The sequence below is a fragment of the uncultured Winogradskyella sp. genome, assembly GCF_963975125.1.
In the GTDB taxonomy this organism is placed as follows: Bacteria; Bacteroidota; Bacteroidia; order Flavobacteriales; family Flavobacteriaceae; genus Winogradskyella.
On record NZ_CAXBGB010000061.1, the window covers coordinates 1 to 19,043 of the forward strand.

19 protein-coding genes are annotated in these 19,043 nt (G+C 32.0%); 11 read left to right on the plus strand and 8 right to left on the minus strand.

Annotation, left to right across the window (positions count from 1 at the left end):
- Positions 1 to 44: 44 nt before the first annotated feature.
- From AAC053_RS09800 to AAC053_RS09815, 4 genes are read right to left on the minus strand one after another with little or no spacing between them, the layout of a single operon-like run.
- Positions 45 to 392: a phage holin family protein gene (locus AAC053_RS09800; RefSeq protein ID WP_339755779.1), complete on the minus strand. Its 348-nt coding sequence runs from the start codon at positions 390 to 392 to the stop codon at positions 45 to 47.
- Between the two features lie 19 nt (positions 393 to 411).
- Positions 412 to 1,506, minus strand: coding sequence for an energy transducer TonB (locus tag AAC053_RS09805; RefSeq protein WP_339755781.1), 1,095 nt, complete (start codon positions 1,504 to 1,506; stop codon positions 412 to 414).
- A 41-nt stretch (positions 1,507 to 1,547) separates the two neighbouring features.
- The gene (locus tag AAC053_RS09810; protein WP_339755783.1) at positions 1,548 to 2,309 is read right to left on the minus strand and encodes an alpha/beta fold hydrolase; all 762 of its coding nucleotides are present in this window, start codon (positions 2,307 to 2,309) and stop codon (positions 1,548 to 1,550) included.
- Positions 2,306 to 3,019: a pyridoxine 5'-phosphate synthase gene (locus tag AAC053_RS09815; protein WP_339755785.1), complete on the minus strand. Its 714-nt coding sequence runs from the start codon at positions 3,017 to 3,019 to the stop codon at positions 2,306 to 2,308. The genes AAC053_RS09810 and AAC053_RS09815 overlap by 4 nt, the downstream gene beginning before the upstream one ends.
- An 89-nt stretch (positions 3,020 to 3,108) precedes the next feature.
- Between AAC053_RS09815 and AAC053_RS09820 the strand changes: the two genes are divergently transcribed.
- From AAC053_RS09820 to AAC053_RS09860, 9 genes are all read left to right on the plus strand, one after another.
- Positions 3,109 to 3,765 (plus strand): CBS domain-containing protein, encoded by a 657-nt coding sequence (locus tag AAC053_RS09820; RefSeq protein ID WP_339755787.1) that lies wholly within the window; start codon positions 3,109 to 3,111, stop codon positions 3,763 to 3,765.
- Positions 3,766 to 3,768: 3 nt separating this feature from the next.
- Positions 3,769 to 4,647, plus strand: coding sequence for an NAD kinase (locus AAC053_RS09825; protein WP_339755789.1), 879 nt, complete (start codon positions 3,769 to 3,771; stop codon positions 4,645 to 4,647).
- Between the two features lie 99 nt (positions 4,648 to 4,746).
- Complete coding sequence (locus tag AAC053_RS09830; RefSeq protein ID WP_339755790.1) at positions 4,747 to 5,436, plus strand: DUF6089 family protein; 690 nt, start codon at positions 4,747 to 4,749, stop codon at positions 5,434 to 5,436.
- Positions 5,437 to 6,177, plus strand: coding sequence for an isoprenyl transferase (locus AAC053_RS09835; protein ID WP_339755792.1), 741 nt, complete (start codon positions 5,437 to 5,439; stop codon positions 6,175 to 6,177). It begins immediately after the preceding gene.
- Between the two features lie 10 nt (positions 6,178 to 6,187).
- Positions 6,188 to 8,722, plus strand: a complete 2,535-nt coding sequence (bamA, locus tag AAC053_RS09840) for an outer membrane protein assembly factor BamA (protein WP_339755794.1) — start codon at positions 6,188 to 6,190, stop codon at positions 8,720 to 8,722.
- Positions 8,723 to 8,876: 154 nt separating this feature from the next.
- Positions 8,877 to 9,989: an OmpH family outer membrane protein gene (locus AAC053_RS09845; protein ID WP_339755796.1), complete on the plus strand. Its 1,113-nt coding sequence runs from the start codon at positions 8,877 to 8,879 to the stop codon at positions 9,987 to 9,989.
- A gap of 32 nt (positions 9,990 to 10,021) precedes the next feature.
- The gene (locus AAC053_RS09850) at positions 10,022 to 10,522 is read left to right on the plus strand and encodes an OmpH family outer membrane protein (protein ID WP_339755797.1); all 501 of its coding nucleotides are present in this window, start codon (positions 10,022 to 10,024) and stop codon (positions 10,520 to 10,522) included.
- A 64-nt stretch (positions 10,523 to 10,586) separates the two neighbouring features.
- Positions 10,587 to 11,366: a glutamate racemase gene (gene murI, locus AAC053_RS09855; protein ID WP_339755799.1), complete on the plus strand. Its 780-nt coding sequence runs from the start codon at positions 10,587 to 10,589 to the stop codon at positions 11,364 to 11,366.
- 96 nt (positions 11,367 to 11,462) lie between these two features.
- Entirely contained in the window at positions 11,463 to 11,810 is a 348-nt protein-coding gene (locus AAC053_RS09860) for a GTPase (protein ID WP_339755801.1), read from the plus strand.
- Between the two features lie 125 nt (positions 11,811 to 11,935).
- Here the strand turns inward: AAC053_RS09860 and AAC053_RS09865 are convergent, their stop codons facing one another.
- From AAC053_RS09865 to AAC053_RS09875, 3 genes are all read right to left on the minus strand, one after another.
- Positions 11,936 to 12,451, minus strand: a complete 516-nt coding sequence (locus tag AAC053_RS09865) for a gamma carbonic anhydrase family protein (protein ID WP_339755803.1) — start codon at positions 12,449 to 12,451, stop codon at positions 11,936 to 11,938.
- Between the two features lie 159 nt (positions 12,452 to 12,610).
- Positions 12,611 to 13,345: a LytTR family DNA-binding domain-containing protein gene (locus tag AAC053_RS09870; RefSeq protein WP_339755805.1), complete on the minus strand. Its 735-nt coding sequence runs from the start codon at positions 13,343 to 13,345 to the stop codon at positions 12,611 to 12,613.
- A gap of 2 nt (positions 13,346 to 13,347) precedes the next feature.
- Positions 13,348 to 15,516, minus strand: a complete 2,169-nt coding sequence (locus tag AAC053_RS09875) for a histidine kinase (RefSeq protein ID WP_339755807.1) — start codon at positions 15,514 to 15,516, stop codon at positions 13,348 to 13,350.
- 216 nt (positions 15,517 to 15,732) lie between these two features.
- On the opposite strand from AAC053_RS09875, the gene AAC053_RS09880 reads away from it, so the two are divergent.
- Entirely contained in the window at positions 15,733 to 16,764 is a 1,032-nt protein-coding gene (locus AAC053_RS09880) for an SIMPL domain-containing protein (RefSeq protein WP_339755809.1), read from the plus strand.
- Between the two features lie 5 nt (positions 16,765 to 16,769).
- Complete coding sequence (locus tag AAC053_RS09885) at positions 16,770 to 17,936, plus strand: vWA domain-containing protein (RefSeq protein ID WP_339755811.1); 1,167 nt, start codon at positions 16,770 to 16,772, stop codon at positions 17,934 to 17,936.
- Between the two features lie 43 nt (positions 17,937 to 17,979).
- Here the strand turns inward: AAC053_RS09885 and AAC053_RS09890 are convergent, their stop codons facing one another.
- Positions 17,980 to 18,990: a type IX secretion system membrane protein PorP/SprF gene (locus AAC053_RS09890; RefSeq protein ID WP_339755812.1), complete on the minus strand. Its 1,011-nt coding sequence runs from the start codon at positions 18,988 to 18,990 to the stop codon at positions 17,980 to 17,982.
- Positions 18,991 to 19,043: the final 53 nt, after the last annotated feature.

A 19,043-nucleotide genomic window follows, 5' to 3' on the forward strand; every position in this document is an offset into this window, starting at 1 on the left:
ATCATCATTTATTTTACAGTTGGTTTAAAGTGTAAATGGTATTGCTATTTTTTATCTTTTTTTAGGAACGAATGCAACAAGGATTGTAAGATAGACAAGAGGATACTAAAAAGTATAGCAATCCATATTCCATCTACATTAAACCCATAAATAAGTTTATCAGCTAATAAGATAATAAGCGCATTAACCACAAAGAGAAATAATCCTAATGTTACTATAGTTACAGGCAATGTTAAAATGATTAAAATTGGCTTTACTAAAACGTTAAGGACTGATAACACCACTGCAACAATTAGTGCCGTTATGTAATTATCTACATAGACTCCATTTAAGATTTTTGCTAGCACAAAAACTGCGATAGCGTTTAGTAAAAGTTTTAATAGAATATTCATAATATTATTTTTTATTTATTTATTTCAATTGAAAAACTATGGGAATAGAATAAGGCATAGTAACTGGTTTTCCTCTTTGCGTTCCTGGTTTTACAACAGGCAACATCTTTATAATTCTTCGAGCTTCAGCTTCAAGTTTTGAGTGAGGCCCTCTGGCTTTGACATCTTTTACATGTCCTGTTTTATCAATTTTGAATATAACAAAAATACGTTTTCTACCAGGAGACAACCCTAAGTTAGCTATCATGTCTTTATCAAAGTTTGATACAATTAGCTCAGCTACTATTCGATTTGCACACTTCTTTTGTGCCCTATTCCCTAAAACATCTTCACAACCTGGAAAAACTGGCATACGCTCAAATACTCCTTCTGCAACTTTTGTTGGCATTAATGTGTCAGAAAACTCAGGTTTTGAAGCAACTCCCTCTTTAAATTTCACCTTTGCTATCTTTTTCCCATTAGTATTATACTTAGTCCAAGTTTTACTTAAAACACCTTTAGCATAATTACCTTTCCATTCTAATATGTTACCCAATAAGTATCTTTTTTCTTCGCCATCTAGTCTATCTCTGGAGTTACTACCCTCTATTTTAAGGTCACCATTCTTATAATAATGTTTATATAAGCCATCTCTATAACCATCTTTATAGGTTACTAACCATTCTAATTGACCATTTTCGTAATAGCGCTTCCACTCACTAATAAGTTCCCATTCAAAATAATTCGCTTCTAATTTTAAAGCACCACTTTGAAAATAACCTATATAATAACCCGTTTCTACTTGCCTTTTGTATTTCAATTTCCCATTCTCGTAATAACCAGTACTAATATATTCATCATCAATTTTCTCTGTTTTGTTCTTTTGAGTACCATCTTTGTAATAAGAAGTAAAAATTTTACTTCGCTTACCTTTTTTGTAACTATATAAACTAGAAACCTGACCATTTTTGTGATAGCTTTTCCAATCACCAACACGTTTTTTGTTTTTATACTGACCTTCTACCTTTAATTCTCCCGAATCATAATAGTCTATATATGGACCATCTGGTTGATCTTGACCTAATGAAAGTTGAATACTAAATAAAAATAATAAGACTATAAAAAATGGTTTCATATTGAAAATGGTATTAATCTAAAAGAATTTATGCTTTAAATTTAAATGAAATTTATAACAGCATCATAAAACTCCTTTGGATTTTCTGCATGTAACCAATGACCCGAATTTAAAATAGTCACAATTTCAGAATTCGGGAAATGTCTATGAATTATCGCTTCGTCTGTTTCACCAATATATTCTGAACGATCTCCACGTAAAAACAAAGTCTCTTTTTTAAATATCGCATGTATTGGCAAAGCTTCTCCTACTTCTGAAACATTTTCTTTAAGAACTTCTAAATTAATTCGTAAACCTAATTGCCCTTTTTCTACCCAAAACAAATTTTTAAGCAAAAACATGCGTATTCCTGCTTCTTGCACATAATGACTTAAAATATCATCAGCCTCACTTCTGCTTCCAATTTCTGAAAAATCTAAACTACTTAAACCTTCTAAAATAGCATCGTGATGTATTGGATAATAACGTGGAGAAATATCTGCAACTAAAAGCTTACTAACTAACTCTGGATATTTTGTAGCAAAAAGCATTGCTGTTTTCCCTCCCATGGAATGGCCCAAAAGAATAATATCTCTTAAGTCATTGGTTTCGCAATAGTGTTTTAAATCTTCAGTCATCAGCTCGTAATCAAAATCTTCAGAATGAAAACTACGACCATGATTACGTTGATCTACTAGGTGTATTTCAAAATTAGATTCAGAAAATTTTTTGGCTAGAGTTTTCCAATTGTCTCCCATTCCTAAAAAACCATGAAGGATTATGAAGGGTTTTCCTTTACCGAAAGTATTAGAGTGTAAAATCATTTCAATTTATCTAAATACATTTCAATAACATTCTCTACACCCAAATACAAACTTTCGGCAATCAACGCGTGTCCTATTGAAACTTCTAATAAACCTGTGATGTTTTCTTTAAAGAATTTTATATTATCTAACGATAAATCATGACCAGCATTAATGCCTAATTGAAAGGTGTTCGCCAATCCGGCACACTCCATATAAGGCCTTATAGCCTCTTTATTCCCTATACTATATTGATGTGCAAAAGCTTCGGTATAGAGTTCTATTCTGTCAGTACCTGTTTCTTTCGCACCCTCAATTTGGTGTAAATCTGGATCCACAAATATGGATGTTCTTATGCCATTATTTTTAAACTCCTTAATTACTTCTACCAAAAAATCTTTATGCTTAATCGTATCCCAACCAGCATTTGAGGTAATAGCATCAACTGAATCTGGCACCAAAGTTACTTGTGTTGGTTTAATGTCTATAACCATATCTATAAACTTTGGAATTGGATTCCCTTCGATATTATATTCAGTATAAACTTCTGGTTTTAAATCATATGCATCTTTATAACGTATATGACGCTCATCTGGTCTTGGATGAATAGTAACTCCTTCCGCACCAAAACCCTGCACATCTTTGGCAAATTGTACCACGTTGGGCACATCGCCTCCTCTACTGTTTCTTAGCGTTGCAATCTTATTTATATTAACACTTAATTTAGTCATTTTAATGAGTTTTGAGTTACAAAAATACGAAGTAGAACATGCATTTTATGGTAATTTTTGATTAATTTGCAAGATATTTAAAACCCAATATGCAGCTACAAGATTTTGTGATAAATGACATAAAGCCTCTCAGTATTACTGATAAAATAAGTGATTTACAATTACTATTTAATCAGCTCACCTATTCTCATATTCCTATTCAAAAGGATGGAGTCTATTTAGGCTGTATTTCTGAAACTGATGCACATTGTTTTGAGAGTGCAAAATCAATAATAGAATGTAATTATACTATAGAAGGTTTTTTTGTAAGACAAACTACGAACTGGCTAGATGTTCTTGAGGCTTTTGCGCAAAATGATTCTAACATTATGCCTATACTAGATCAGAACAACAAATACCTAGGCTATTACGAGCTTAACGACATTATCCACTTATTTAATGAAACACCTTTCTTTTCTGAACCTGGAGGAATTTTGATTGTTGAAAAAGGAATTCATGATTATTCGTTTAGTGAAATTAGTCAGATTGTTGAATCTAACGATGGTAAATTATTAGGTGCATTTATTTCTAAAATGGATAGTGATCTGGTAAGAATAACTATAAAGGTTGGTAACGCAAGCATTAACGAGGTCATTCAAACCTTTAGACGTTATAGTTATAACATTATTTCTGGTCACCAAGAAGATTCTTATATCGAAAGTCTAAAAGATCGCTCTCAGTATTTAGACAAATACCTAAACATGTAATTAATGAAAGTAGCAGTATATGGTCAGAATTATGCAAAGGAAGCGACTAAAAAAGCCTTTAAAATTCTCTTAGAAGTGCTTTTAGAACATAAAGTTGGTGTTTATATTGAAATAGACTTTTTGAGCCAACAAAACGAAACTCTTCAAAATAATTCTACAATTAAAACATATACAGAATTAGATGACAGTTATGACTTACTTATTAGTATAGGTGGTGATGGCACTATTTTAAGAGCCATTACATATGTTAGAGATTTAGGTATCCCAATTGTAGGCATTAACACAGGTCGATTAGGGTTTTTGGCAACCATTCAAACTGATGAGATTGAATCTGCACTTTCCGAAATATTTAAAGGTGACTATAAAATTTCTAAGCGCTCATTACTAAGTGTAAGCACATCTCCTAAGCATATTGATATTGAAGAAACGCACTTTGCCCTTAACGAAATTGCCATAAGCAGAAAGAACACCACCTCTATGATAACAGTTGAAACACATCTTAACGATGAGTATTTAACATCCTATTGGGCAGATGGTTTAATTCTTTCAACACCGACAGGCTCAACTGGGTATTCATTAAGTTGTGGTGGACCTGTGATTACTCCAGACGCTAAGAATTTCGCATTAACTCCCATTGCACCTCATAACCTGAGTGCTCGTCCATTAATCATCCCAGACAATACAACCGTAAGTTTCAAAGTTAATGGTAGAGAAGATCAATTTTTAATGTCATTAGATTCAAGAATAGTTACACTGCCAAACACAAGTATTGTAACTGTACAAAAGGCCGGTTTTGTCATTAAAATGGTAGAACTCTTAGATGAAACCTTTATAGATACGCTTCGAAAAAAACTACTTTGGGGAGAAGATCGTCGCAATTAGGCAATAAACACAAGCAAAATCTGTTTATCTGTAAGACAATTTGTGTCAAATTATTCAACACAAATCATAATTGTTATATTTGCAAACTTTGAAAAATCTATGAGGTATTTTTTTCTAATTTTATTAACGTTTTTTGCAGTCAAAAACGCTGATGCTCAAATCTATGAGGTTGGTGTGTTTGTTGGTGGAAGTAATTTTATTGGTGATGTTGGTGCAACAGACTACATCTCACCAAATCAAGGCGCATTTGGTGCTATTGTAAAATGGAATAGAAGTCCAAGACACTCTTTTAGAGCGACTGTGATTTTTTCGAATTTAGAAGGTATTGACGGAAAATCGGATGACCCAAGACGTAAGCAGCGTGGTTACAGTTTTAATACGAGTATTTTAGAAATTTCTGCAGGTATGGAATTTACATTTTTAGATTTCGATCTACACACAAGTGGTATTAAAGGTACTCCTTATTTATATACTGGAATTACACTTGCCAATCACGATAATTTTTATTTTAATCAGGCTGGTGAGATAATTTCAGAAGACACAAGTAGCTGGGCTTATGGTATTCCCATGGCACTAGGCTACAAAACAAATATATCTAATCATTTGATTTTGGCTGCAGAAATAGGTGCACGCTATACCTTTTCAGATGAGATAGATGGAAGCGCACCAGATTCAGAATATAGAGAACAATTTAGTTTTGGAAATACTAATAGCACAGATTGGTATGTGTTTTCAGGAATTACATTAACTTACACCTTTGGTAGAAGACCTTGCTATTGCAATTTTTAAATGAGCCTTAAAGAACAAATAAAAAAAGAGAAGCTTCCCAACCATATAGCAATTATTATGGATGGTAACGGTCGTTGGGCAAAACAACAAGGTTTTATGCGTGTTATTGGTCACGAAAACGGCACAAAATCTGTTAGAGAAACTGTTGAAACCAGTGCCAAATTAGGTATTAAGAATTTGACGTTATACGCATTTTCTACCGAAAACTGGAACAGACCAAAACTAGAAGTGCAAACCTTAATGAGGCTTTTAGTAAAATCACTAAAAAATGAAATAAAGACTTTACAGGATAATAATATAAAGTTGTCGGCTATTGGATGCCTAAATGACTTACCAAAAAAGGCACATCAAGAGCTTTTAGATGTTATAGAAAAGACAAAAAACAATACGAATATGACATTAACTTTAGCATTAAGCTATGGTTCTCGTGAAGAAATTGTTAATGTTATTAAAGAATTGTCACTTAAAGTTAAAAATAATATAATTTCTGCTGAAAGTATTGATGAATCCATTATAAATAAGCATCTTTACACGCAAAATTTACCAGATGTTGACTTACTTATTCGCACAAGTGGTGAACAACGCATTAGTAACTTTTTGCTTTGGCAAATAGCTTACGCAGAATTATATTTTACAGATATTTTATGGCCAGATTTCAAAAAAGAAGATCTATATGAAGCGCTTATAAATTATCAAAACAGAGAACGAAGATTTGGAAAAACAAGCGAACAACTTACCTAATAAAACAGTATTGAAATCAATTATCACACTTATTTTTACTGTATTACTTTTTACAATTTCACTTTCCGGTAATGCCCAGGTTGAAGGCGGAGAAACATATTTAATTAAAGAAATCACCGTTACAGGAAACACTAATTTTAGTGCACAAACTATTATTGCCTATTCTAAACTTAGAAAGAATGAAGAAATTCAAGTAGGTGGTGAAAAAATTGCAAATGCTGTAAAAACATTATGGAAATCTAATTTATTTAGTAGTATAGATATATACGTTACCAACATAGAGGGTAAAACTGCCAATTTAGAAATCAATCTTATCGATTTACCAGAGCTTAAAAGTTTAAGCATTGAAGGTGTGAAAAAAGGTAAAAAAGAAGAAATTATTAATGAGAATAATCTTAAGAATGGTCAAAAGGTTACTGAGAACCTCATATCTACTACAAAAAACTACCTAACTAATAAATACAAAAAGAAAGGATTTTTAAATACTAAAGTAAATATTAGCACTGCCCAAGTCATTGACTCTGTTGAAAAAGAGCGGGTCGATATGAAAATTGAAATTGATAAAGGTCAAAAGGTTAAAATAAAAGCCATTAATTTTGAAGGTAATGAAAAAATAAAGGGTAAAAAGCTTCGTAAAGCAATGAAAAATACGAAGAAAAAGAACCCTATTCGTCTTCTAAAGCGATCTAAATATATTGAAGAAGACTACAAAACGGATTTAGTTAGTGTTATAGATTATTATAAAGAGAAAGGTTACAGAGATGCCAGAATCATTTCAGACTCCATTATATATAACAATGAAAAAACCATTAGCCTAAATATAAAAGTTGAAGAAGGAGAAAAATACAGTTTTGGTAAAATCACGTTTGTTGGTAATACCATATATACTGACAGGCAATTATCTAGTGTTCTAAAGATAAAAGAAGGTGATACATATAATGGAGTAGAGCTAAGAGAACGGATTGCAGACGAAACCAATCCAGATGCTAACGATTTAACCAACTTATACCAAAACTTTGGTTATATGTTCTCTACAATAAACCCTGTAGAAGTTAGTGCAGAAGGTAATGTTATTGATATGGAAATACGCATATCAGAAGGAAAGCCTGCTTATTTCAATAATGTAACAATAGTTGGCAATGATGTTACCAATGACCATGTTATCTATAGAGAAATTAGAACGCGTCCTGGTGAGTTATATAGCAAAGCAAAAATTATTAGAACCATTAGAGAACTTGGCCAATTAGGATTTTTTGACGCTCAGCAAATAGCACCAAACATAAAAAACCCAAATCCTGTAGATGGTACATTAGATGTTGAGTACTCTGTTGTAGAACAAGGGTCTAGTCAAATACAACTTCAAGGTGGTTACGGAGGTGGAGGCTTTATAGGTACTTTAGGGCTGTCTTTTAACAACTTCGCAATCAAGGATATTTTTAAGAAAGATGCATACAAACCTGTACCTAGAGGAGATGGCCAGAGTTTAGCATTAAGACTACAAGCAAGTCAGTTCTTTCAAACCTATAGTTTCTCATTTAGCGAACCATGGTTAGGTGGAAAAAAACCATATCAATTATCAACCTCTCTATCGCATTCGAGACAATTTTTGTTTAATCCTCAAACACGTAGAGCAGATAAAACTAGACGTTTTAATATTACTGGTTTAACAGTTGGTCTTTCAACAAGATTAACAGAACCAGATGATTATTTCTTGTTATCACAAGCTATCAGTTACCAACATTACGCTTTACAAAATTATAATACTGGTTTATTCACCTTTGGTGATGGAACATCAAATAACTTATCCTATACTATTGGGTTAAGCAGAAATAATTTATACAATGATCCTATTTACCCAACAGGAGGTTCTAATTTTTCAGCTTCAGCTAAATTTTCATTTCCATACTCACTTATAAATGGTGTAGATTATAAAGCTTTAAAAGAAGAACGTGACCAACTAGACCTAAATGACACAGATGATAGAGTACGTATTGGGGAAATTGACCAAGAACGTTTTAAATGGTTAGAGTTCTATAAAATAAAATTCAAAGTTGATTGGTACACCGAATTATCTAAAAATTTAGTTTTAAGACCTAGTATGGAATTTGGTTTCTTAGGAGCTTATGACAATAATAGAGGTGTAATTCCATTTGAACGTTTCTTTGTTGGAGGTGATGGTCTAGGAAACTATTCGTTAGACGGAAGGGAAATTGTTCAGTTACGTGGTTACCCAAATCAATCCCTATCATCTCAAGATGGTGGATCAATTTACAACAAGTTTTCTCTAGAGTTACGTTATCCTATTACCTTAGGCGCTGCCGCAAAAATATATGCTTTATCATTTTTAGAAGCTGGACAATCTATAAATGATTTTAAAGATTTTAATCCATTTGACCTTCAGAGGTCTGCAGGATTTGGGATAAGAATCTTTATGCCAGCATTTGGTTTATTAGGGATTGATTTTGGTCATGCCTTCGATAACTTACCCGACGGATCATCACCTAAAAAATGGGAAACTCATTTTATAATTGGACAACAATTTTAAGTTTGGCATGATATTTTCTAATTGCTAAGTAAGGATTTCATCATGTTGTTAAAATTTTTAGAAATATATTTCGTTTATTTGAAGTAAAGTAACACTGAAAACAAAGAAATATTTGGTTTTACCAAGGTATCTCTCAAAACAAAAACATAAGATGATGAAATATAAAGTTCTTTTTTTATTGGCAATAATAAGTCTAATGAGCTTTAATACACATGCACAACGTGGTGTTAGAATAGGTTATATTGATACAGAATACATTTTGCAAAATGTACCAGAATACCAAGAAGCTTCTACTCAACTCGATAAAAAAGTGTTAAAGTGGAAGACAGAAATCGAAAAACGTTTAAACTCAATTGGGCAAAAGAAAAAGGAACTCGATAATGAAAGTGTTCTTTTAACTAGAGAGTTATATGACGAACGTTTTGAAGACATCTCTTTTGAGGAATCTGAAGTTTTAGACTATCAACAAAAGCGTTTTGGACCGAACGGAGATTTAATGATTCAGAAACGTCAGTTGATAGAACCTATACAAGATCAAATTTTTGCAGCAGTACAAGAGATCGCTTCAACTAAAAAATATGATTTCGTATTCGATAAATCCGCAGATGTGGTGATGTTATATTCTGCTGAGCGTTATGATATTAGTGAGCAAGTTTTGCGAACTATAACCAGAACGTCTAGACGAACACAAGCAAAAAACAAAAAAGAGCGTAAAGAATTAGAAGACGAGGCTGTTGTCCCAGTGGTAAGCGAAGAAAAAGATGCACGTCAACAAGCATTAGAAGATAGAAAAGCAACAAGAGAAGCAGATTTAGCTGCAAAACGTGCAGAACGCGAAAAGGCAGCAGAAGATAGAAGAAAGCAACAACAAGAATTAAGAGAAGCTAAGAAGCGTGAATCTGATGAACGTCGCCAAAAAGCCATTGATGCAAGAAAGAAGATGAATTCTAAAACGAAAGATGATGTAAAAACCGTCTCTACGGATACTGTAGCAAAAGCAAAAACTACTGTGAAAACAGATAGTACAAAAGCTAAGAATACTGTTAAGAAAGATTCTACAAGCGCAAAAAAGCCTAAAACTGCAGCTCAAATTTTAGAAGAGCAACGTCTGAAAAAATTAAAAGATAGAGAAGCTCGTAAAAAAGCTTTAGATGCCAGAAAACAAAAAATCGTAGATCAAAGAAAAAAAGCTCGTGAAGAGAGAGAAAAACAACTAAAAAAGAACGATTCTATAGCGAAAGCTAAGAAAGAAGGAGAAAACAATTAATAATTTATAACACGTAATACAATTTAAAACAAATGAAACATTTAAAAACTTTACTATTCGCAACCGCACTTTTTATTGGAGCTACAAGTTTTACAGCTGCACAAAGTAAACTTGCACATATTAATACACAAGACCTAATTAAGGCCATGCCAGAATATAAGGTAGCACAAGGAGAGATTGAAAAGCTTGGTGAGACTTATCAAGCGACAATTCAAGGATCTCTTAAAGAGCTAGACACGAAGCTTAAGCAATATAATGCAGAAGCAGAAGCGCAAACTCAAGAAGAAAACCAGAAACGCATGCAAGAAGTTGAAGGTATGAAACAGAGTTTAAGTCAATACCAACAACAAGCACAAAAGGATTTACAAGAAAAAGAATTTAACTTATTAAAACCTATTACTGAAAAAGCAAAAACTGCAATCGAGAAAGTAGCTGCAGCACAAGGCATAGAATACGTATTTGAAGCTGGTGGTTTAATCGTAAAAAAAGGAAAAGATCTTCTAGCTGATGTAAAAGCAGAATTAAAGATTTAGATTTTATTAAAATATATTTTCAAAAAAGTCGCTTAGTGATAAGCGACTTTTTACTTTTGTAATAATGAGTAATCAATCTATTGGCATATTCGATTCTGGTGTTGGAGGTACGTCTATCTTTAAGGAAATCCATACGCTTTTACCAAATGAAAACTGCATTTATTTAGCAGATAGTAAGAATGCCCCTTATGGTAATAAATCTGAACAAGATATTCTTCAACTAAGTATTAAAAACACTAAACTGCTTATTAGTAAAGGTTGTAAACTCATAGTTATAGCTTGTAATACGGCAACCACAAATGCTATATCTCACTTAAGATCTCAATATAATATTCCCTTCATTGGAATTGAACCAGCAATTAAACCAGCAGCCTTAAATACACAAACTAAAGCCATAGGCATATTAGCGACTAAAGGAACCTTGAGTAGTCAACTATTTCATAAAACGACTGATTTATATACTAGCGGCATTAAAGTAATAGAGCAAGTCGGTGAAGGCATTGTGCCACTTATTGAAAGCGGAAAATTAGATTCTAAAGACATGAGGGCTCTTTTAGAAATCTATTTACAGCCCATGCTAGAGCAAAACATCGATTTCCTTGTTCTAGGTTGCTCACACTACCCGTATCTTATTCCAATACTAACCAAAATGCTTCCAGAACATGTTAAGATTATTGACTCTGGCTTAGCGGTTGCCAAACAAACACAAGCCATTTTATCGGCACAGAATATGCTCAATACTTCTACGGACAAACCCACTATTAACTTGTTTTCGAATGGAGATATTAACATTTTGAACTCTATTCTAAATTTACAGTTCGATGTTTCTTATTTAGATTTTTAGCCATAGTTACTGCAAAGGCAGAAATCTCTTATTATAAGTAATGTATTTCTTTATATCCTTTTGTAAGTTTTTAATCCAAATGAGAACTAAACCAAGATGAAGTTATTATATGTATATAACGCTAATTCAGGAAAACTAAACGCATTATTTAATACTGGCAATAAATTGTTCAGATTTAGTAAATATCAATGTAGTTTATGCACTCTAACTTATGATACTTTTACGGAAAAAGAAGTGTGGAAAGCCTTTAGGGAAGATGCTGATTTAGATATGGAATTTTATCATAAAGATGAATTTGAAACAAAATTTTCTAATGTAAAAATCAGATACCCTTCAATTTTAAAACTTGAAAAAAATCAGATCACAACTATCATAAACGATGAAATTTTAAATGAAATTTCGGGTGTTGAAGCCATGATAAAACTTTTGAAACTTCAACTTTAAGTGTTTATGTTAATTTGAAATTTAGATACTGAAATAAATTCATTATTTCAAAGATTGTGGTTTCTCTAAAATAAATGACCTAGCTATATAAATTATCTTCCTTAACTAGTTGCAGAATCTCATAATTACTCCTTAAACCAACCTGAATATTTTACATAGTTATTAGCAATACGATCTATCTCACCAGAAATTAATGCTGAGCTAATATCTTTAACTTTCTTTGCTGGTACGCCTGCGTAAATACTTCCAGATTCTACAATAGTATTTTGCGTAACAACAGCTCTTGCAGCAACGATACTATTGCTCTCAACAACACAATCGTCCATAACGATACTTCCCATACCTATAAGTACATTGTCTTTAATGGTACATCCATGCACAATGGCATTATGACCAATAGACACATTATTGCCAATTATAGTTGGTGATTTTTGATAGGTCGCATGGATAATAGCACCATCTTGCACATTTACCTTATCTCCCATTTTTATAAAATGGACATCACCTCTAATAACGGTATTAAACCAAATGCTACATTGATTCCCCATAGTCACCTCGCCTACTATTGTTGCATTTTCTGCCACGTAGCAATCTTTGGGTATTTGTGGGTGTTTTCCGTTTACTGGTTTTATTATTGGCATATAAATTCTTATGAAAAAAAAGAATCTCAGTAATGTTTAGTTGAGAGCCCTTTGTATTGTTACTATTTATTTCTCGTTCTTCTCGATTACTTAAGCTTAGAGTAAAAAAATAAAATTCTTAATGATTATGTATCAAATTTCTGTTTAACGCAAAAATTTTTACTTAAAATAAGATAATAAATCAGATTTTTTTGAAGCAGAGACCATAATCTCTTTTCCGTTACTTAACACAACGCTTCCCCCTTTACCTTTTACATACTTTACAATTTCATTTACATTAACTAAGTAGCTTTTATGTACTCTTGCAAAATTAGCCTCTTTCAAGCTTTCTTCAATATACTTTAATGTTTTACTAACGAGCTTTTTCTTATTGTTGTTTAAGTGAATTTCCGTGTAATTGTCATCTGCCTTGCAATACATGATGTTTGCTGTCTCTATAACCTCAAAACCATTTTGCTGTGGTATTGTAATTTTACCATTGACAGCATTTGTTTTTGGTACTAAGATTTGGTCTTTTAGTGCATCTTCTTTAGTTCTAATTTCAGCGACATAATCCACGGCTTTAATTAATTCATCAATGGAAATAGGCTTCATTAAATAATAAGAAGCATGTGCATTTAATGCATCAATGGCATAATGATTATAAGCGGTTACAAATATGGTTTCAAAATTAATATCGCCTACTTTATCTAATAAATCAAAGGCATTGCCATAAGGCATTTCTACGTCTAAAAACACCACGTCCAAATTATTATTTCTAATTAAGACCAAAGCATCTTCAACATTAGCAGCTTCGCCTAAAATTGAAATATTTGGGCAATACTTAATTAGATAATTTCTTAAAATTTCTCTACTTTTTTCCTCGTCTTCTACTAATATGGCGTTTAGTTTCATTCTTAGTCTTTTTTTAATGTCACTATCACTTTTGTTCCTGTATCTTCTAAATCTTGAAAATCCTCAATCATAACATCCACTTTATCTTTATACATTTCATTTAAAATGGCGACGCGTTTTTTAATGTTGTTCATGCCTTTAGAATTCTGCTTTTTTTGATGATCTGTCTTTAAGGCTTTAGAGCGTTCTCTACCTATACCGTTATCTGAAATAGTAATCGTCAATTCATCTTTAGATTTTGGTTGTATTACAATGTTTAAATGTCCTTTGTCTGCTTTATATCGTAATCCATGCCAAACCGCATTTTCTATATAAGGTTGTAATAACATTGGTGGAATCTGAAATTCTTCAACATCAATAGAATCATCTACATCTATAGAATAGTCGAATTTATCCTGAAACCTAAAATGCTCGAGCTTAGTATATAAATCTAATAATTCAATTTCATTTTTCAACGGAATAAAATCTTCTTCACTATTTTCTAAAACAGAACGCATTAATTGTGAGAAATCCGACAGATATTTATTTGCTGTACGCTCGTCGTTAGTTGCTATAAAACTATTTACAGAGTTAAGAGCATTAAAAATAAAGTGTGGATTCATTTGACTTCTTAAAGATTTTAAAGCCAATAAATTGTTTGCTAATTTTTGTTGCTTTATGTATTTAAACATAAAATAGCCTGTTATTAACAATAGTAGCAATCCGCCAATTAACGAATAGATAATGAGCTGTTGACTCTTGTTTCGCTCTTGCGTTAACTCGTACTTGCTTTGAGACAAAGCTCTATCACTTTCTAAAGAGGTAATCCTATTTTGTTGCTCTGCTATGTTTCTACTAAAACGAGCTACTTGAGATATCTCTTGCACTTTTTTAGCATATAACTCGTCAACAACATTTATGTGGTCTGCCAATACTTCGTAACTCTTTTCAGTGTACCCTGCATCCTTAAGGACTTCTGAAAGCTTACGCGTAGCATCCTTTTTTACATCCAAGTCTTCTTTTTCATTTGCTTCTTCAATACTCTTTTCTAAATTTGGAATCGCATTAACTAAATCATTATTTAGATAATAGGCTGTACCTATTTTATAGTACTGCTTTTGTGAGGTTATTGAACTCTCATTAGGAATTACAGAGTCTTTCTCCATTTCCTTAATGCCTTTTATAGCCTCTTTACGTAATACAATCTCACTTTCATAATCTTCATTATCACTATTAAATTCGGCTACCTTTATTTGCTCTTCAACCGCTCGTTTTTTATTTTCTTTTTTTGCTAAGTCTAAAGAATTGCCATAATAATCCTTGGCTTTGCTTTTTTCTCCTTTTTCGTTATAAGCTTCTGCAATTTTTGAATTTAAATTAGTAACCTTAGGTGATATAAAATATTTTTTTGCAACTTTTAATCCTTCTTCATAAGATGTTATAGCTCTTGGGATATTTTTAATCCCTAAGTTGGCATCTCCAATACCTTCATACAATGTTGCTTTTTCATAATTTGACAAATCCTTTTCATTAAGGTTATTATAGGTAGAAATACTTTTTAGAAATTCTCCATTACTTTGGTAAGCCTTTGCTAATTTGAGTTTAGCAGATGATGTTTCTGCATTTTGAATACTTATAGTAAAAGACGAAATAGCCAAATCATATTGTTTCCAAAACATATAAATATCACCCAACAACTCATGTGCTTCGGCACTTTGGTCAATAGTTACATCAACATTAAGGGCATCACCAATAAACTTTATACTTTTTCCTGCGTCCGTTTTGAGATAAACATCTGCAGAATCTATCATTTCATTAAAACGTTTTAAATCACTTTTTGTCTTAGAGACTCTGCTATTCTTATCGTCATCTATAACTTCTATTGTAATACGTTCGTTGGTTTGTATGGTATAATATATGGTTTCGAAATCTTTGTGACTGATAATAAGTTCATCACCAATTTTTGCCTTTATTGTAAATTTGCCATCGAAATTGGTTGTTGTGTACTTACCACCATTAACAAATATTTCAACGTTTCTATAAGGATTATATGACTCTTTCTCATAGACCGAACCTCTTATGTTAAATAGAGTTTTCCTTTTAGAATTATTTACAACGTTATCTTGTCCGTAAGACAAAAATCCAACTAAACAAAAAAGTAAACCTATAATATATGTTCTAACTGTTTTCACTTACACAAATAAAATAATTGGACTAAACTTACATACTTTATTTGGTTTGCTAAAATCGGCATTAGAGAATTATAGTCATTTTATTATAAAAAAAGTCTCTATCACTAAAATAGTCTTCCACTTCACTCATTGAAACAGACACCTTACTCATTCTGATTTTTTATTACTGTTTATTCCACAGAGCTTTACAGCATTAATCAAAAAACATAAATCAAAATGAAAAAAAGCAATTTAGCACTTCTGCTATTACTATTTAGCTGTTACTTCCTTTCGGCTCAACATAAAGGAAATTACAATCAAATTACACGAGATATTTCGCGGCAAAACATTTTAACTTCTGGTAATGCTCATATCTATAACCCAGTTGCACAGCAACAAATTTATAAAGTATTACAGGCTAGTAATATATTAACTATCGATGTAAAAGCACTTCAAAATGTCAGTGCCACGACTTATACAGCTGTATTTAATTTATCTCAAATTGGTCCTACAGCAGAAGCAACTAACTCTATAATGAAAAAACGTATAGATAGTATTAAAATGAGGTTAAACGCTAAAGGTATTACTCAAAAAGACATAGCCATTGATGTAATTTCTTTTGTACCTGTTTATGAAATCGAAGTCATTAAAAAACTATTTAGCAAAACCTATACTGAGGTACCAAAAGGTTTTGAATTACAACAAAATATCTATATTCAATTTAGCAAGACCAATCAGTTCGAATTCATTTTAGAGGCTTGTGCCAAAAGTGAAGTCTATAATCTTGTTAAGGTTGATTATTTTATTGAAAACATCCAAGCCGTTTACAAAAACCTACAAGACCAATTACTGAAACTTATTGAAAACAAAAAAGGGTACTATGAAGTTTTAGGTTTTGATTTAACCCAGTATAACATAGCTATTGCAGATGACAAATATTGTTATTTCCCAAAAGATTTTTACCAAAGCTATCAAGCTTTTAACAGTGTTTCTTTTGAGGCTTTAAATAAAGATAAAGGCGTTACGACTGCTAAAAAACAAACCTCATATTATTATCAACCATTAACTTACGAAAGCTACGATGTGGTAATAAATCCTTCCATCTTAGAACCAGTTGTTCAAATAGGAATGAATATAAAACTGGTCTTTACTCCAAAGACAAAAGAGGAAAAGGAAAAACCTATTACAAAAACAGAAATAGATCATAAATACTATGTGATATCGCCAAATGGCACCATAGATGTTAAAGAATTAAATACTAAAAATTAGAAACTATGAGAACATTATTCAAACCTTTAGTCCTTGCATTATGCCTTGGTTCATTTACTGCATGTAATGCAAATTCAAAAAACAGCACACGAGATTTAGTAATCTCAGAGACTATTATTGAAACAAAATCAAAATCTGAAAAACCAGAAATCAAAGTGGCATTATTATTAGACACTAGCAACAGTATGGATGGCTTAATAGACCAAGCTAAAGCACAACTTTGGCAGGTTGTGAATGAATTATCTTATGCAAAGTGTGAAGAAAAAAGTCCTAATCTAAAAATTGCTATTTATGAATATGGCAATGACAACCTTAATGCTGACGAAGGCTACTTAAGACAAGTAATTGCTTTTAGTGACGATTTAGATGAAATTTCAAAATCTCTGTTCTCACTAACTACAAATGGCGGAGAAGAATACTGCGGAAAAGTAATTACAACAGCTTTAAACCAATTAGATTGGGGAAAAGATAAAAGCGATTTAAAACTTATTTTCATTGCAGGAAATGAACCTTACACTCAAGGAACTGTAAGTTATAAAAAGGCTTCGAAATTAGCCCATCAAAATGATGTAACCGTAAACACTATTTTTTGTGGGGATTATAATCAAGGAATCTCGAGCAACTGGAAAGATGGTGCAGATTTAACACATGGTAATTATATGGCTATTAATCATAATCAAGCTACTGTACATATTGCATCTCCTTATGATGACAAAATTTTAGAGCTTAATCAAAAATTAAATAGAACTTATGTTGCCTATGGAAAAAACGGTAAAGCTAAAATGGAAATGCAGGCAGATCAAGATACAAATGCTATGAGTTATAATAAGGCAAATGCAGTAAGCCGAACTGTAAGTAAGAGTTCGCGTTTGTATAAAAATAGTTCTTGGGATTTAGTAGATGCTGAAAAAGAAGAAAGCTTTTCTTATGATGATTTAAAATCAGAACAACTACCGGAAGAATTAAAAGGAAAGTCTAAAGTCGAAATTAAAACTTATGTTGAAAAGAAACGTATTACACGTGAAAAACTTCAAAATGAAATCTCAGCTTTAAACTTAAAACGTCGTGACTATGTTGCAAAACAAAATAAAGGTGTACAGAATAGCCTTGAAAACGCAATGATTAAAGCTTTAAAAACACAAGCTCAAAAGAAAAATTATAAATGGGAATAATCCTAACAAATAAAAAGGCTCAATATATATTGAGCCTTTTTATTTAGTTTATTGCAGGACAATTGCACTCATACTTCTTTCGTTTACAATTAAAGTTGTAACCCAGAGTTATTTGATGAAAACCGCCTGTATTAAAGTTAATTGTATTGGCTTGATATGAGTACGTATAAGCAAATACAAATTCATCATAATCAACGCCTATAAAAGGGGTTATATATTGCAATTTCTGGCTACTAACACCAGAGCCGTCAACAAATTCCGCGCCATCTAAACTTCGCCTATAAGATAAACCTCCCCATACTTTTCCGAAATCCATTTCTTTATAAACTTTGCCATTAATGTCTATTGAAGATTCTTCTGTTGCATCTCTGTACATATACATAATAGATGGTTCGTAACTCCAATCACTACCAAATTTATTAAATGTATAACCTGTAGAAAACAAGTACGTTCTTAAGTTTTTGAATTCAAAACCTTGTCTATTAAAATTTATTCCTTCATTCTCAAGTATATTCTTTGCTGTAAAATGCGCATAAAAGTCTAAAAATTGATAGGAGAATCCAAAATCTATATTAAAATTAATTGCACTTTGCTCAATACCTGCAACTGCTTGATCAAACTCTCCTGGAGCCAACCAACTCGTTTCATCAAGTTTATATTGTAAAAATCCCGCACTCAGTCCAAACGACAGCATATTTAAGTCGATTTCATTTCTAGAAAACATTAAATGATATGCAAACGTTGCATAGCCACCAACCGTAGAGTGGTAACCATTAGAATCATTAAAAAGAATACCTCCAACACCAACTGGTGAATCACCTATTTTACTATTCATACTTATGGTTTGCAAACTTGGTGCATCATCGACCCCAAACCATTGTTGTCTAGCAGTTAACCTAACCTTTGCACAATTAGCAACACCAGCCATTGAAGGGTGAATTAAATAATAATTATCGGTTAAATAATCTGAATATATTGGAATACCTTCTTGAGCAAAACTAAAATTTGCTACTAGAGCTATAAATGTTACTAAACAATACTTCTTTAATCTCATAATTATTTATCGTTTCAGGGTAAAATGGGCTTTAAATTCTTTACGGTTATCTA